We start from the raw sequence: 15,846 nt of genomic DNA on the forward strand, positions 1-15,846 counted from the left end.
AATCGTGTCCGCCGATAGATTTTCGGGGGCGAATCTCGAGGTTTTGCACATTGAAGGTCTGGTTCGGAATTTCCATGCTGACTGTCTGGAGCGTGTGCGCCCAGGGGGCGGAGCCTGCCTATGACTTTTCGATTCCCGCCAAACCTCTGCCTCAGGCCCTCAGCGATTTCAGTCGGGTAACCGGACAGGGCGTGATTTACACCCAGGACACCCCTTACAGCATCGATGCGCCGGCGGTCAGTGGATCGCTGACCGCCGAACAGGCATTGAAGCGGCTGCTGGGCACGTCCGGTCTGAGGTTTCGACGCGCCACCGACACCACGTTCACCCTTGAACCCGCATCGAGCGAAGGGGCGATCACGCTAGGGGTGACGCAGATCGACTCGCCGCGCACTGCGCCGCCGACTTACCAACCGCCCGTCACGACCTCGGTGATGCGCTCCTCCACGCCTCGACTGGAAAACCCGCAAGCCGTCAGCGTGGTTCCGGCTCAGGTGCTTCGCGATCAAGCGCCGCGCAACCTCGACGATGCCCTCACTACCATCAGCGGCGTGACTCAGGGCAACACGTTGGGCAGCACGCAGGACACCCTGATGAAGCGCGGTTTTGGCGACAACCGCGACGGCTCGATCATGCGTGACACAATGACCGTTGTGCAGGGGCGCAACCTCAATGCCACGGCTGAGCGGGTTGAAGTGCTCAAGGGGCCGGCATCGGTGCTGTATGGCATTCAGGACCCGGGCGGCGTGATCAACGTCGTCAGCAAACGCCCTGAACGGCAGGCGTACAACGCGTTGACCGCGCGCGGCTCCCGCTATGAATCGGGTAAGAATGGCGGTGGTGCAACGCTGGACAGCACCGGCGCTTTCGGCGATTCAGCACTGGCCTATCGCATGGTGCTCGATCATGAGGACGAAGATTACTGGCGTAACTATGGCGTGCACCGCGAAACATTGGTGGCGCCTTCGCTGGCCTGGTACGGCGACAGCACTCAGCTGCTGGCGGCCTATGAGCACCGAGAATTCCTGTCGCCTTTCGACCGTGGAACGTCCATCGACCCCCGCACCAACCACCCGTTGAACATCCCCGCGACCCGTCGCCTGGACGAGCCGTTCAACAACATGGAAGGTCGCTCGGACCTTTATCGGTTCGAGGCCGATCACGCGTTCGACGACAATTGGAAAGGCCATCTGGGCTACAGCTACAACCGTGAAACCTACGATGCCAGTCAGGTGCGCGTGACTGCAGTGAACCCGGCCAATGGCACGCTGACCCGTTCCATGGACGGCACGCGCGATTCGTTGAGCACCGACCGCTTCACCACCTTGACCCTGGCCGGCCACGTCGGTGTCGCAGGGATGCAGCACGATCTGCTGGTCGGGTTTGACGACGAGTACCGCAAGATCTATCGCGGCGAACTGATTCGGCAAAAAAGCCTGACCACCTTCAGTTACGTAGACCCGGTGTATGGTCAGGAAGTGGAGGGCACGCAAGTCAGCGCACCGGACAGCAACCAACTGGACATCCTGCGCACCGACTCCGTGTTCATCCAGGACTCGGTTCACCTGACCGATCAATGGATAGCGGTCGTCGGTGGGCGTTATGAGAAGTTCGATCAGCAGGCGGGTAAAGGCATTCCGTTCACGCGCAACACCGACCTGAACGGTGAAAAATGGATTCCCCGCGCCGGCCTGGTGTACCGCTACACCGATGAACTGTCGTTCTACGGCAGTTACACCGAGTCATTCAAACCCAACTCCACCATCGCCACGCTGGCGGGTGGGACGGTGCTGGATTCGGCCACCTTGCCGGAAGAATCGAAAGCCTGGGAGCTCGGCGCCAAATGGGATGTGGACGATCGAATCAGCGGGACGCTGGCGTTGTTCGACATCAAAAAGCGCAACGTACTGGTCGCCAACTTCGATTCGCTCACGGCCAATACGGTCTACACAACCGCAGGTGACGTGCGTTCGCGCGGCGCAGAACTGGACCTGAGCGGGCAGCTGTCGGAACGCTGGAGCCTGATCGGCAGTTACGCCTTCACCGATGCCTGGGTGGTGCAAGACCCGACGCTCAAGGGCAATCGGCTGCAGAATGTACCCCGGCACAGCGGTTCGCTGTCAGCGGTGTATGACTTCGGCGCGGTGCTGGGTTCTGACCGATTGCGCGCGGGGGCGGGTGCTCATTATGTGGGTGAGCGCGCGGGCGACCCGGACAACGATTTCGACCTGCCGGGTTACACCGTCGCCGATGCCTTCGCGACCTATGAAACGAAGCTGGACGGCCAGAACGTGAAGGTTCAGCTCAACGTGAAGAACCTGTTCGATCGCACCTACTACAGCTCGGCAGTGAGCCGTTATTTCGTGTCGGTGGGGGATTCGAGGCAGGTGATCGTGGCGACGACGCTGGAGTTTTAAACGTTCTGCTGTCTGACGCTTGCTCTTGGGCGTTTGAAGGTGTGGCGGGCTGAGCACGACCTCTGTGGGAGCGAATTCATTCGCGAAAACTTTCCAGGCGATAGAGCTGTGCCGACTGTACCCCCTCATCGCGAATGAATTCGCTCCCACAGGATGAACCGTGTCCTTCCATGACATTCATGACTGAAACGCCGACCGGTATTCCCCGGCCGTCGCGCCCATTGCTTGTCTGAAGCGATTGCTGAAATGGCTGGCGCTGGCGAATCCGCACTCCAGGGCAATGTGTCCAAACGGCAGGCGGGTGCTGCGCAGCAACTCCCGGGCGCGATTCAGGCGGCGGGCGAGCAAGTATTGATGGGGCGGCAGGCCGAAGCTTTGGCGGAACATACGCGCAAAGTGATATTCCGACAGCGCGCACATCCCCGCCAGTTGCCCCAGGCTCAGCGGCTCCGCCAGATTCTGTTCGATGAACGCCACCAGTTGTCGGCGCAGATGCGGCGCCAGTCCGCCTTTCAAGCGCAGACCGTCACGCAGGCCAACCTGACTCAGGATCATGTGATCGAGCAGTTCGTGGGCCAGGCTGCTGGTCAACAGACGCTCGCCGGGCTCGCTCCAGTTCATGCTGATCAGGCGATGGAAACGCTCGGCTTGCTGCGGATCATCGATAAAGGTGTTTTCCCGCAGCATCATCTCCCGGGGCTCACGGTCAAGCAGGGTGACGCAGTTGAGGGCGAACTGCTCCGGATTGATGTACAGGTGCGCGAGCCTGAGGTCACCGTTGACCACCCACGACGACTGATGCCCGGCGGGCAGCACGCAGAGCTTGCCAGGCGCGCCTTTCTTGTCGGGCTGGTCGCGGCGATACGTCTGCGTGCCGCCCGAAATGTAGCAGGACAGGGTGTGATGGCTGGGGCCGTGATAGTCCTGCGCGTCGTGTCGGTTGTTCCACAACGCCGCGACCACACCGTCACCCAGCGATGCACTCTGCTCCAGCTGCGCGTGAGGCGAGCTGTTCAGGGACTGAAAGACTTGGATGGTGTCCAGTGACGACATGGCGGCTCCTCTACGGCTCGCATCCTACTCCGTAGCGCCTGCGCTGCCAGCCGTCGGGCGATCAAATGCGCAAGTTTTTGCAAGTGGCGACCGAGGCTGATACGCAGACTGAGGCCTCAATGAGGAGCTTGTCATGAACATCTCGCTGTATCTGCTGACTGTGTTGATCTGGGGTACGACCTGGATCGCCTTGAAACTGCAACTGGGCGACGTGGCGATTCCGGTGTCGATTGTTTACCGCTTCGGCCTTGCCGCATTGATCCTGTTCGCGATGTTGCTGGTCAGCGGCAAGCTGCAAAAGGTCAATCGTCGTGGCCAGTTGATCTGCCTTGCGCAGGGGGTGTGTCTGTTCTGCGTCAACTTCATGTGCTTCCTGCACGCCAGCCAATGGATCCCCAGCGGCCTGGTTGCCGTGGTGTTTTCAACCTCGACCTTGTGGAACGCGCTCAATGCGCGGGTGTTCTTCAAACAGAGGATCGCGCGCAATGTGCTGGCCGGAGGGGCCTTGGGCCTCATTGGCCTTGCCTGCCTGTTCTGGCCTGAGCTGTCCGGGCACAGCGCAAGCCACGAGACGCTGATCGGCCTTGGATTGGCGTTGCTCGGCACGCTGTGCTTCTCGGCGGGCAACATGCTTTCCAGCCTGCAACAGAAAGCGGGCCTGCGTCCGCTGACCACCAACGCTTACGGCATGTTGTATGGCGCCACGATGCTCTGCATCTACTGCCTGATCAGCGGCACGCCGTTCGGCTTTGAATGGAACACGCGCTACATCGGCTCGCTGCTGTACCTGGTGATTCCAGGGTCGGTCATTGGCTTCACGGCCTACCTGACCCTGGTCGGACGCATGGGCCCAGAACGTGCGGCGTACTGCACGGTGCTGTTCCCGGTGGTGGCGCTGAACGTATCGGCGTACGCCGAGGGTTACCAATGGACCGTGCCCGCGTTGATGGGACTGGTGTTGGTGATGGTGGGGAATGTGCTGGTGTTCAGGAAGCCGAAGGTGGTGGCGCCAGTGGCGGCGAAACTGGCTTGAAACGGTTGATCGTGCCCACGCTCCGCGTGGGCATGCATGCACTGACGCACCGCGTCAGCCTGGCCGCAACTGGACGCAGAGCGTCCCGTGCGGCATTCCCCGGAGACCGCGGGAACGATCATCATCAACGCGTTCCCCCCGGGGACTGCGGAAGCGATCATCATCAACGCGTTCCGGTGTAGGAGCGCGCTTGCCCGCGAATCGTCGGATCGGCGCTGAAAACCTTCAGCCCTTCCACACCTGTGCATTCACCAGATCCTGCGGCTTCTCACCCAACAGCGCGGCACGCAGGTTGTCGTACGCACGGTCGGCCATGGCCTGGCGGGTTTCGTGGGTCGCCGAGCCGATGTGCGGCAGGGTCACCGCGTTGCTCAGCTGGAACAGCGGCGATTCAGGCAGCGGCTCTTTCTCGTAAACGTCCAGACCCGCGCCACGAATGGTGCCGTTTTTCAGCGCTTCGATCAGCGCCGGTTCGTCGACGATCGGACCGCGGGCGATGTTCACCAGAATGGCGCCTTTCTTCATCAGCGACAGTTCGCGGGTGCTGATCAGGTGTTTGGTTTTCTCGCTGAGCGGCACGACCAGGCACACGAAATCCGACTCGGCCAGCAATTGATCCAGCGTACGAAATTGCGCCCCCAGTTCCTGCTCCACCGCCGTCTTGCGGCTGTTGCCGCTGTACAGGATCGGCATGTTGAAGCCCAGACGACCCCGGCGTGCAACGGCGGCGCCAATGTTGCCCATGCCGACGATGCCCAGCGTCTTGCCATAGACATCCGTGCCGAAGTGCGGCGCTTCGATGCTGCGCTTCCAGTTGCCGGCCTTGGTGTAGGCGTCCAGTTCGGCGACGCGGCGGGCACTGCTCATGATCAGCGAGAAACCCAGGTCGGCGGTGCTTTCGGTCAGCACGTCCGGAGTGTTGGTCAGCATGATGCCGCGTTCGGTGAGGTAACCGACGTCGTAGTTGTCGTAACCGACCGAGATGCTCGACACCACCTCCAGCTGTTTCGCGCCTTCCAGCTGCTCGCGGCCCAGCTTGCGGCCAGCGCCGATCATGCCGTGGCTGTGCGGCAGGGCTTCGTTGAACTGCTCGTTCAGATCACCCTTTTTCGGGTCCGGGATGATCACGTTGAAGTCTTGCTGCAGGCGCTCGGCCATTTCCGGGGACACGCGGCTGAAGGCAAGGACAGTCTTTTTCATCGGATAGCTTCTCTCGGGCGGTTCAGATGGGAAGTGCGTAGCACGCTAACATTCTTGTTGTTTGATTGGCGAGGGGGAGATGGGCACCCGTTTTTGTAGGAGCGCGCTTGCCCGCGATTGCAATGGACCGGGCGATGGGAAGGTGTCGGATGTACCGGACTCATCGCGGGCAAGCGCGCTCCTACAGGCGCGCGGCGTTTTTGCTACACCGTCTCCGGCAACACGTGCGTCTGCAAATCCGCCTCATGCGCCGCCATGATTTCCGGCAAGGAGCCACGCAGGTATTCGACCCACGTCTTGATCTTCGCATCCAGGTACTGGCGCGACGGGTAGATCGCGTACAGGTTCAGCTCATGGGAACGGTACTGCGGCAGCACGCGAACCAGCGAGCCGTTGCGCAGGCCTTCGATGGCCGAATAGATCGGCAGGATGCCGATGCCCATGCCGCTGCTGATGGCCGCTTTCATGGCGTCTGCCGAGTTCACCAGGAACGGCGAGCTGGCGATGGTCACGGTTTCCTGGCCTTCGGGGCCGTCGAACGCCCACTTCTCCAGCGGGAACACCGGGCTGACCAGGCGCAGACAGGCATGATTGAGCAGGTCCGCCGGCTTGTAGGCCATGCCAAACGCCTTGATGTAGGCGGGGGAGGCGCAGACGATGCTGTAGGTGATGCCCAGGCGCTGGGACACGAATCCCGAGTCCGGCAGTTCGCTGGCCAGCACGATCGACACGTCGTAACCCTCTTCAAGCAGGTCGGGCACGCGGTTGGTCATGGTCAGGTCGAACGACACGTCCGGGTGATTGCGGCGATAGCGCGCAATCGCGTCGATCACGTAATGCTGTCCGACGCCTGTCATCGAATGCACCTTCAACTGGCCCGCCGGGCGCGCGTGGGCGTCGCTGGCTTCGGCTTCGGCTTCTTCGACGTAACCCAGAATCTGCTCGCAGCGCAGCAAATAACGCTTGCCGGCTTCCGTCAGGGCAATGCGTCGCGTGGTGCGGTTGAGGAGTCGGGTTTGCAGGTGTGCTTCCAGGTTTGAGACAGCGCGCGAAACGTTGGCGGTGGTGGTGTCCAGCTGAGCCGCGGCAGCCGTGAAGCTGCCTGCTTGTGCCACGCAACTGAAGGCGCGCATGTTTTGCAGAGTGTCCATTGGCCGTTCTCTGGTGAGATAGCAAATTGTGACATGAAGTTGCTGATCCATGTCAGCCATACCAAAGGATTATCTTCGGTTCGGTAACAAAGATTCACACAAGTCCCGGCTTATCGCCGTACAAGCCGCATCCTAGAATCGCCGCTCGTTCCACTCCCCTTTCATTCAGGTAATTGCAGCTGTGTCGCGTCGCATCCTCAGAGGGCTCAAGCCCCTCAGTGTCTGGGCTTTAACGTTACTCATCAGCGGCTGCATTGGAACCGGCGGTATTGCTCCTCAAGGGACCTCGTTGTCGCCCGACAACCTGGCCACCGATGACGCGATCAAAGCGGCGGCGAAAGATGCCCACTGGCCCGACGGTCAATGGTGGCGCGCTTATGGTGACGATCAACTCAATCACTGGATCGAGCTCGCCGCACTCGGCAGCCCGAGTCTGGCCATCGCGGCGGCGCGCGTGCGTCAGGCCAAGGCCATGGCCGGGATCGCCGAGTCGGCAGAGTCGGTGCACATCACGGGCGACAGCACCCTCAAACGTCATAACTGGCCAACCGACCAGTTCTACGGCCCGGGGGAGCTGTCGAACACCAGCACCTGGGACAACAACGCTTCCATCGGCCTGAGCTATTCCCTTGACCTCTGGGGTCGGGAAAGCAACAACACCGAAGAGGCGCTGGACATGGCGCACATGAGCGCCGCCGAAGAACGTCAGGCTCAGCTGGAATTGCAGGACAACATCATCCGCGCCTACATTCAGCTGTCGCTGAATTACGCCCAGCGCGACATCGTCGAAGCGACGCTGGCGCAACAACAGCAGATTGTTGACCTTGCGCAACGTCGTCTGAAGGGCGGCATCGGCACGCATTTCGAGGTCAGTCAGGCCGAAACGCCGCTGCCCGAAACCCATCGCCAGATCGACGCGCTGGACGAAGCCATTGCCCTGAGCCGCAACCAGATCGCGGCGTTGGCCGGCAAGGGGCCGGGTGAGGGCGCCAGCCTGCAGCGTCCGACCCTGTCGCTCAACGCCGCGCTCAAACTGCCCTCCGCACTGCCAGCGCAATTACTGGGTCAACGGCCCGACGTGGTCGCCAGCCGCTGGCGAGTGGCTGCGCAAGCCCGTGGCATCGATGTCGCTCACGCCGGTTTCTACCCCAACGTCGACTTGATGGGCAGCCTGGGTTACATGGCCACGGGCGGCGGCATGCTGGAGTTTCTGACCGGCAAGAAATTCAACTACAGCGTCGGCCCGGCGATCACGCTGCCGATCTTTGATGGTGGGCGTTTGCGTTCCGAGCTGGGCGTGGCCTCTGCCGGTTACGACGCCGCGGTGGCGCAGTACAACCAGACGCTGGTCAACGCGCTCAAGAGCATTTCCGATCAGTTGATTCGCCGCGAGTCGATGAACAAACAGCAAGGGTTCGCCGACCAGTCGGTGGCTGCCGCGCAGAAGACGTATGACATCGCCATGATCGCCTACCAGCGTGGTTTGACTGATTACCTGAACGTGCTCAACGCGCAGACCTTGTTGTTCCATCAGCAGCAGATCCAGCAGCAGGTTCAAGCCGCGCGTCTGACGGTGCATGCCGAACTGGTGGTGGCGTTGGGCGGTGGTTTGATGGCAGGCAACGATTCGCCAGCGGCCGACAAGACTGCCGCGCCGAAGACCCCGGCTGCGTTGACGGTGTTTGATCGGTGAGCCAGATAGATATGCGTCGCCTGAACAGGCCTCATCATGAGCAAGCTCACTCCTACAATGGATTGGGATTTCCAGTTGGAACGCGGTCGCCTGTAGGAGCGCGCTTGCCCGCGATTGCGATCTGTCGGGCGATGGCTGTGTGTCGGATTGACGGGCGTCTTCGCGGGCAAGCGCGCTCCTACAGGGTCCGAGGTGGGTCGCAGATTTCGTTGGCGACCAACGTCACTGTGGGAGTGAGCTTGATCGCGAAAGCGATGTATCAGCCACAACAGGTCTTGAACTGAAATGAACACGGCACTGACCTGGTTCAGATCCCTGGAATGGCGTCGCGAACTCAACGGCTGGGCGCGCAGTGACGGGGTGACCTGGATCTACATCTTCAAGGTGCTGATCGCGGCGTTCCTGACCTATTGGGTGGCGATGCGGCTTGAATTGCCGCAGCCGCGCACGGCCGTCATCACCGTCTTCATCGTCATGCAGCCTCAAAGCGGCCACGTGTTTGCCAAGAGCTTCTATCGTCTGCTGGGGACGCTGGCCGGGTCGGTGGTCATGGTGGTGATGATGGCGCTGTTCCCTCAGGACAGTGAGCCGTTTCTCTTGCTTCTGTCGCTGTGGGTCGCGTTCTGCTGTGCCGGGGCCGCGCGTTATCGCAACTTTCGTGCATACGGGTTCGTGCTGGCAGGCTACACGGCGGCGTTCACCGGCCTGCCGGCGCTGGCCCATCCCGACACCTCATTCATGGCAGCGGTCTGGCGCCTGCTGGAAATTTCCCTGGGTATCGTCTGCTCGACGCTGGTGACCGCTGCGATTTTGCCGCAGAGCACTGGCGCGGCCATGCGTAACGCGCTCTACCAGCGTTTCGGGACCTTTGCCCGGTTCGCCATTGACGGCCTGCGCGGCAACAGCGATCCGCAGCGTTTCGAAGCCAGCAACGTGCGCTTCATCGCCGACGCCGTAGGGCTGGAAGGCTTGCGTGCAGTCACCGTGTTCGAAGACCCGCACATGCGTCGGCGTAATGGACGCCTGAACCGCTTGAACAGCGAGTTCATGACCATCACCACGCGTTTCAACGCCTTGCACCAGTTGCTTGAACGCTTGCGCAGTCGCGGCTTGACACCGTCGGTGCACGCCATCGAGCCGGGGCTGAATGAGCTGGCCGAGCTGTTGGAGCCTTTTGCCGGCCGCGCCCTGACCGCCACCGATGCGGATCAACTGGCCAGCCGGTTGAGTGACTTCAAGGCAGGTCTGCCAGAGCAGGTGCGACGCCTGCGCGCCGAATTCGTCGACAGCGCGCCGAGTGACGACGAGCTGCTGGACTTCCACACCGCCTACGAATTGCTCTATCGCTTCGTTGACGACATGCACGACTACGCCCAGACCCACGCTTCACTGGCCGATCACAGCCATGCGCGGGAGAAGTGGGTCGAGCCGTTCGTCAACACCACCAACTGGACCCTGTCGCTGGCGTCCGGCGTACGCGCTCTGGTGGTGATGGCCGTGATGTCGGTGTACTGGGTGGCGACGGCCTGGCCGAGCGGGGCAACGATGACCCTGGTGTCGGCGGCCACTGTCGCCTTGTCGGCCACTACGTCCAACCCGCGACGGATGTCGTTCCAGATGGCCTGCGGCACCGCGCTCGGCGCCGTGCTGGGGTTCTTCCAGACGTTCTTTGTGCTGCCGCTGATCGACGGTTTCCCGTTGCTGTGCATGGTGTTGGCGCCGGTATTCGCCTTTGGCGCGTTCCTCACGACACGGCCGCAGTGGGCCGGTGTCGGCATCGGCCTGCTGATCTTTTTCAGTATCGGGTCGGTGCCGGACAACCTCACCGTCTACAACCCCTACACCTTCATCAACGACTACATCGCGATGATCATTGGCATGCTGCTGTGTGCTGCGGCGGGTGCGATTATCCTGCCGCCGAACAGTCGCTGGCTGTGGCGGCGTCTGGAAGACGATCTGCGTCAACAGGTGAGTTTTGCGATCAGCGCACCCTTGCGTGGGCTGCGCTCGAACTTCGAAAGCCGTACCCGCGATCTTGTGCATCAAGCCTACGGTCTGGCGGCCGGGCAACCGGTGGTGCAGCGCAACCTGCTGCGCTGGATGTTCGTGGTGCAGGAAATCGGCCACGCCATCATCGAGCTGCGCCGTGAGCAGGCCATCTTGCCGGTGCACCCCAGCTACGCTGAGTCCCAGCCGTGGCGTCAGGCGATTCGCGCGATGGGCCGCTCACTGGTGCGTCTGTTCATTCAGCCCGACCGGCACAATCTGGCTCGCAGCCTGTATGCGGTGGACCATGCGATCTTCTGCGTGCAGAACACTGACGAGCCGTTCGCCCCGCATTTCGACACCTCGGCACTGCGCCGGGTGAAGAGCTACCTGCATTTCATCCGCACGTGCCTGTTGGACCCGCAATCGCCGTTAGCGGCTTATGCGCCTGCACAGTCTTCCGTTGAGCCGCCGCAAGGACTTTCCCATGCCTCGTGAAATCGCCTTCCATGGCGTTTACATGCCAACCATCACGGTGATGTTTCTGGTCGCCATGGTGCTCGCCTGGGCGCTGGACCGCGTGATGTCCGGGCTCGATCTGTACCGTTTTTTCTGGCACCCGGCGTTGCTGCGCCTGAGCCTGTTCAGCTGCATTTTTGGCGCGATGGCGCTGACCGTTTACCGTTGAGGCCTATGTGAATTCGAGATGAAAAAGTTCATCAGTCTGATCGCGACATTATTGATTCTGGCGTTGGCCATCTGGATTGGCCGCTTGCTGTGGGTTCACTACATGGACACCCCCTGGACCCGTGACGGGCGAGTGCGCGCGGACGTGATCAACGTCGCGGCGGACGTCAGCGGTGTGGTCATCGATGTGCCGGTCAAGGACAACCAGCCGGTGAAAAAAGGCGATCTGTTGATGCAGATCGACCCCGAACACTACCAACTGGCGGTCAAGCAGGCCGAAGCGATGGTGGCGTCACGCAAGGCGACCTGGGAAATGCGCAAGGTCAACGCCAACCGTCGCAAGGACCTGGACGCTTTGGTGATTTCCGCCGAGAACCGTGAGGACGCCTCCAACGTCGCCACCTCCGCTCAGGCGGATTACCAGTTGGCCGTGGCGCAACTGGAAGCCGCGCAGTTGAACCTGCAACGCACCAAGGTGCTGGCCGCCGTGGACGGTTATGTCACCAACCTCAATGTCCACCGTGGCGACTACGCCCGGATAGGCGAGGCGAAGATGGCCGTCGTCGACAAGAACTCGTTCTGGGTTTATGGCTTCTTTGAAGAAACCAAACTGCCCCATGTCAAAGTCGGCGACCCGGCCGACATGCAGTTGATGAGTGGCGAAGTGATGAAAGGCCACGTCGAAAGCATCGCCCGCGCCATCTACGACCGTGACAACCCTGAAAGCCGCGAGCTGATCGCAGACGTCAACCCGACGTTCAACTGGGTCCGCCTGGCGCAACGCGTGCCCGTACGTATCCATCTGGACCACGTGCCGGACAGCGTTGTATTGGCGGCAGGGATCACCTGCACCGTGATCGTGAACCCGGGCGTCGAGCAGCACTGACGCCCGACTTAATCTCGAAGCAGCCGGGCCGCGCGGGCTGGCGTTGGCGTCGTCATTCAGCGGTCAATGTGCGCCGGAATTTTTGCGGCGCGCGCTGCGGCTTCTGCCAGTTGAACGCCGATTTCACTCGCTCGGCGCCTTGCAAACATTTCCAGGGCGAAGTCGTTGGGAATGAATCGGTCATATTTGTCGTAGGCGCCCAGAATCATGTCTGCGGGGATGTTCTCCCCGTAGTTGATTTCCGTCGGGCTGAGGTTGATCGGAGGGGAGTTGGGGTGCTTGGCCATGTGGTCGTTGGCATAAAGGTGGTAGCCGTCGACATCGACGTTATCGATGATGTAGGTATAACCGCCTTTTTTTCCTCCATACACAAAGGCGCCGGTGTGTTCACGGTTATAAAATGCCGACGTGGAAATGCCCTTGCCGTCGGGATCGAGCGCATCTCGGCCGCCACCGAAACCGCCCTTTACCCCTGTGATCTGATGAATGTCTTCCTGGATATCTTTCAGCGGGGTGCGAAGTTCGAAGCCTTTTTCGAAGATGATTTCCGGCGGGCGCATGTCACCCCGAAATACCTGGCCCCGGTAGATCACCACGTCATGCCCCTTGATGGTTTTTTTCATGGTGCGCGCATATTCGTACACCATGTCTTGTGCTGCCTCCGGGCCTTTTCTCAACCGCTCGAGCAGTCGGCGCTTCAGATGCATGGCCCCCAGCTCTGAAGGCATGATGTAGCGGCTGATTTTCGGGATGTCCCGATAGATAGGCGGCGTGACGCCGATGAATCGCAAGCGTTTGAGGGCGTTACTGGTGATTGCCTGTCGGGTCGCTCGGCTCGCTGCGATGCCCGTCAGCTGGGGTAACAGCAGCGGAATTATCTCGGTCAGGGCAGCGATTGTGGCGGCGTTGTAGTGCTCCTCCGCGTCGTCGGGGTGGTCAGCCAGATGTCCTCGCGCGATTTCGACGCCTACCGAACACATGCTGAACAGAAAGGAAACGAGTGGTCGAGCCACAAGGCCTGCTCCGATGGTCGGTGTAAGTACGATCATCGCGGCTGCGGTCAGCACCGCGTTGGCGATCTCCAACAACTGGTCGGTTGTGCGTTCTGCATCCGTCGAGACCAGCGTGTCGATATCTGAAATCAGGCGTTCCTGATTCGTGTGATACAGGTGGGAAATGATGTCGTTGGACTCATAAAACGTCAGCGACGGATCGCGCAGGTAGTTGTTTCCCCGTTTCTCGATGCCGGTGTAATTCATGTCAAACGTGCCGATTTTCAGTCGGTCGTAAATCGACAAACGAATGAACACGTACTCTTCCAACAAGGGTGACGACTCGATGGCTGCTCTACGGGCAGCGCCGTCTCCAGGCAGCTCCATGATCGCCTGATCGGGCGGCGCGCCAAGAAACACGAGCAGTGCCGAGCGTGGCGTCACGTTGGCGAGTGTGTCGGGCGCTTCGAGGCAAGCAGCTTGGGTGACGACGTATTGATCTCGGAAATACACGGTCTTGAGTTTGATTTTGCTGGCCAGGTAGGCGGCGATCAGGTTTCGGCTGTTCTCGCTGGTGGTGTCGAGTTCAGCGTAATCCGCAAGCCGGCTCACCAACGCCTGATCGGCGAGCAGCCGATAGGTGTCTTCGGTGGCCGGGTGCGAGAAGTGTGCGACGACCTGGTCACTGTAGATCCTCTGCAGGTTGGCGGTTTCAAGCGCGTTGATCAGGTCCTTGGGAAAGTCCAGCGGCCAACGAACCTTGATGTTGTCTTGCCCCTTGAGCGCTGCCCGATAACGGTCGGTGACTATTTCCCGGAGCTCGAACCATTTGCCGGTGCGCGTGGGGGGAGCGGCGGCGCCAATCAGTCCCGGACCTGAACTGCGTCTGGGGTTGGACTCGACCAGAATGAGAGTGCCGCCGTTGGTCCTGTTTTTTGCCACTTGAGTCGCACTGGACTGTTGGATGATCCGGTTAATTTCGATTTCGATGAACTTGATCGGGTCCAGCAGGTTCGGCTTGATGTATTTCCCAAGCTGCTCAGCTGCGTCACGGGCCAGCTTGTCCCTGGCTTTCAGTCCAGGATCCAGCCATTGCGGGATGGGGACCCCGTTCTCGGCGTCATAAGAAATGAGGGTTTGCTCGTACAGCGGTAAGTCATTCATACAGTCTTCCTTGACGTTTAACGGCACGGAGTGCCGCCGCCTCGTTCATTCGAAGCGTCAAGAAATACTGGTTTTCAACGAAGCATCTGTCTGTAGGCCTGTTTCGCCTGTCGGGCGTGTTTTCGCCTTTTTTGATGACAGAACGAGCTCAGGCCCCGGTAGGAGAGTCGGCTGATACCGTGTGGTCTGCGCGGGGTTTCGGGCCGCGCCGGACAGGGGTCAGAGTTTCACGTTCAAGCCAAATCGCCTGCTCAGGATCCTGTCCCGTAATCGCGCGGGCAGCCAGCGAGCGAGCAGTGGCAGCGCCCGCGAGCCGTTACCCGACCTCAGCAGATACGGTGGTTTCGGTTGCTGCACGGCGTTGAGTACGTCGTGGGCGAAATCGCTGGCCGGGGTCGGATTCCCCTGTGATGCGTTTGCGCGAGCACGAATGCCTTCGCGCAACGGCCACCAGGCAGACCCTTCGTGAATCACTTGTTCGGCTTCATGGCTGGCGTTCTTGGCGAAGTGGGTGTCGATGGCGCCGGGTTGAACCTCCAGGACGCGAACGCCGAAGGGTGCCAGCTCCATGCGCAAGGCGTCGCTCATCGCGTGGACCGCCGCTTTGGAGGCACAGTAGGCGCCACCAAATGGCGTAACCAGAACCCCGGACACGCTGCCGATATTCACCACTAATCCTTTATTGCGGCGCAGCAATGGAAACAGCGCGCGCGTCACCCCGACGATGGAAAACACGTTGGTCTCGAACTGCCTGCGCATCGCTTCCACGCCGCCGTCGAGCAACGGGCCGATGGCGCCGTAACCCGCGTTGTTGATCAACACGTCCAGCCCTTTACCGTGTCGGCCGAGCTCGGCCGCCAGCCTGTCCAGTGCCGCTGCGTCATTGACGTCCAGGTGCACCGCGCGAAACCCCGCGCCGATCAGACCGTCCACGTCCGCGGTCTTGCGCGCCGTGGCCCAGACCTCGTGGCCCGCTGCCTTGAACGCATCCGCCATGGCGCGGCCGATGCCGCTGGAACAACCGGTAATCAAGACGAGGGGCATGTGTTTCATTCCTTGAAGGTGAGGCGTCAGTCGGAAAAGGTACCTTGCAGCCGTTCGGCGCGAAACTCGAGCGTTTGCGGACGGTAACCATTGCGCAGAGGCGGCAACGGCAGGCAATCCTGCCATTGGCTGCCCGGCAACAGCTCGCCGGGGCCGCGGTAGCGTGGTGCCGTGTAGGTGTCGTCGGCCAGGTTGACGGTATCGCCAGGCGCGTACGCCGCCACTTTCCAGCGCAGTTCCTGCAACGGGACATCGTTGCCGTTATCGATCAGCACCAGCAATGGCCTGCCGGTCGGGCACTGTTGGGGGGCGTAATCCAGACGCAGTTGCAGGCGTTCCAGCCGTTGCGCGTCGCGCTTGTCCTGCCAGACCACCACGCCCGCCACGATTCCCAGTCCAACCGCTGCCGCCAGTGAAACGGGTAACGCCTTGGAGGGGTAGCGCAGCAACAGAATCAGCCAGGTGAAGATCAATACGGCGCCGATAATCATGTCTACGGACTCGCGAATGCAGATGGGGCATCGTACCTAAAGGGGGTGG

General features: G+C 61.1%; 12 protein-coding genes. 6 read left to right on the forward strand and 6 right to left on the reverse strand.

Annotation, left to right across the window (positions count from 1 at the left end; all coding sequences use genetic code 11):
* Positions 1 to 74 precede the first annotated feature (74 nt).
* Positions 75 to 2,417 (forward strand): TonB-dependent siderophore receptor, encoded by a 2,343-nt coding sequence (locus AB4N84_RS15240; RefSeq protein WP_460042080.1) that lies wholly within the window; start codon positions 75 to 77, stop codon positions 2,415 to 2,417.
* Positions 2,418 to 2,594: 177 nt separating this feature from the next.
* Here AB4N84_RS15240 and AB4N84_RS15245 read toward each other — a convergent pair whose 3' ends face one another.
* Positions 2,595 to 3,470, reverse strand: a complete 876-nt coding sequence (locus tag AB4N84_RS15245; protein ID WP_460042081.1) for a helix-turn-helix domain-containing protein — start codon at positions 3,468 to 3,470, stop codon at positions 2,595 to 2,597.
* 133 nt (positions 3,471 to 3,603) lie between these two features.
* Here AB4N84_RS15245 and AB4N84_RS15250 point away from each other — a divergent pair, with 133 nt between their 5' ends.
* Entirely contained in the window at positions 3,604 to 4,503 is a 900-nt protein-coding gene (locus AB4N84_RS15250; RefSeq protein ID WP_460042083.1) for a DMT family transporter, read from the forward strand.
* Between the two features lie 225 nt (positions 4,504 to 4,728).
* Here the strand turns inward: AB4N84_RS15250 and AB4N84_RS15255 are convergent, their stop codons facing one another.
* Together AB4N84_RS15255 and AB4N84_RS15260 are read right to left on the reverse strand one after the other, a co-directional pair.
* Positions 4,729 to 5,703 carry a 2-hydroxyacid dehydrogenase gene (locus AB4N84_RS15255; protein ID WP_460042084.1) on the reverse strand — a complete coding sequence of 325 codons (975 nt, stop codon included), beginning with the start codon at positions 5,701 to 5,703 and terminating at the stop codon, positions 4,729 to 4,731.
* Positions 5,704 to 5,906: 203 nt separating this feature from the next.
* Positions 5,907 to 6,854: a LysR family transcriptional regulator gene (locus AB4N84_RS15260; protein WP_074753667.1), complete on the reverse strand. Its 948-nt coding sequence runs from the start codon at positions 6,852 to 6,854 to the stop codon at positions 5,907 to 5,909.
* Positions 6,855 to 7,035: 181 nt separating this feature from the next.
* On the opposite strand from AB4N84_RS15260, the gene AB4N84_RS15265 reads away from it, so the two are divergent.
* The 4 genes from AB4N84_RS15265 to AB4N84_RS15280 all read left to right on the forward strand — a co-directional run bounded on the left by AB4N84_RS15265 (position 7,036) and on the right by AB4N84_RS15280 (position 12,106).
* Complete coding sequence (locus AB4N84_RS15265; protein WP_460042086.1) at positions 7,036 to 8,547, forward strand: efflux transporter outer membrane subunit; 1,512 nt, start codon at positions 7,036 to 7,038, stop codon at positions 8,545 to 8,547.
* A gap of 285 nt (positions 8,548 to 8,832) precedes the next feature.
* Positions 8,833 to 11,031, forward strand: a complete 2,199-nt coding sequence (locus AB4N84_RS15270; RefSeq protein ID WP_460042087.1) for an FUSC family protein — start codon at positions 8,833 to 8,835, stop codon at positions 11,029 to 11,031.
* On the forward strand, positions 11,021 to 11,221 hold the full coding sequence (locus tag AB4N84_RS15275) for a DUF1656 domain-containing protein (RefSeq protein WP_460042088.1): 201 nt from the start codon (positions 11,021 to 11,023) through the stop codon (positions 11,219 to 11,221). The genes AB4N84_RS15270 and AB4N84_RS15275 overlap by 11 nt, the downstream gene beginning before the upstream one ends.
* A gap of 18 nt (positions 11,222 to 11,239) precedes the next feature.
* On the forward strand, positions 11,240 to 12,106 hold the full coding sequence (locus AB4N84_RS15280) for an efflux RND transporter periplasmic adaptor subunit (protein ID WP_460042090.1): 867 nt from the start codon (positions 11,240 to 11,242) through the stop codon (positions 12,104 to 12,106).
* Between the two features lie 56 nt (positions 12,107 to 12,162).
* Here AB4N84_RS15280 and AB4N84_RS15285 read toward each other — a convergent pair whose 3' ends face one another.
* The 3 genes from AB4N84_RS15285 to AB4N84_RS15295 form a co-directional block, all read right to left on the reverse strand.
* Complete coding sequence (locus AB4N84_RS15285) at positions 12,163 to 14,262, reverse strand: hypothetical protein (protein ID WP_460042091.1); 2,100 nt, start codon at positions 14,260 to 14,262, stop codon at positions 12,163 to 12,165.
* Between the two features lie 219 nt (positions 14,263 to 14,481).
* Complete coding sequence (locus tag AB4N84_RS15290; RefSeq protein WP_460042092.1) at positions 14,482 to 15,306, reverse strand: SDR family oxidoreductase; 825 nt, start codon at positions 15,304 to 15,306, stop codon at positions 14,482 to 14,484.
* Between the two features lie 26 nt (positions 15,307 to 15,332).
* On the reverse strand, positions 15,333 to 15,797 hold the full coding sequence (locus AB4N84_RS15295; RefSeq protein WP_460042094.1) for a multidrug transporter: 465 nt from the start codon (positions 15,795 to 15,797) through the stop codon (positions 15,333 to 15,335).
* Positions 15,798 to 15,846 lie beyond the last annotated feature (49 nt).

It is taken from the genome of Pseudomonas sp. S2_H01, assembly GCF_054668305.1.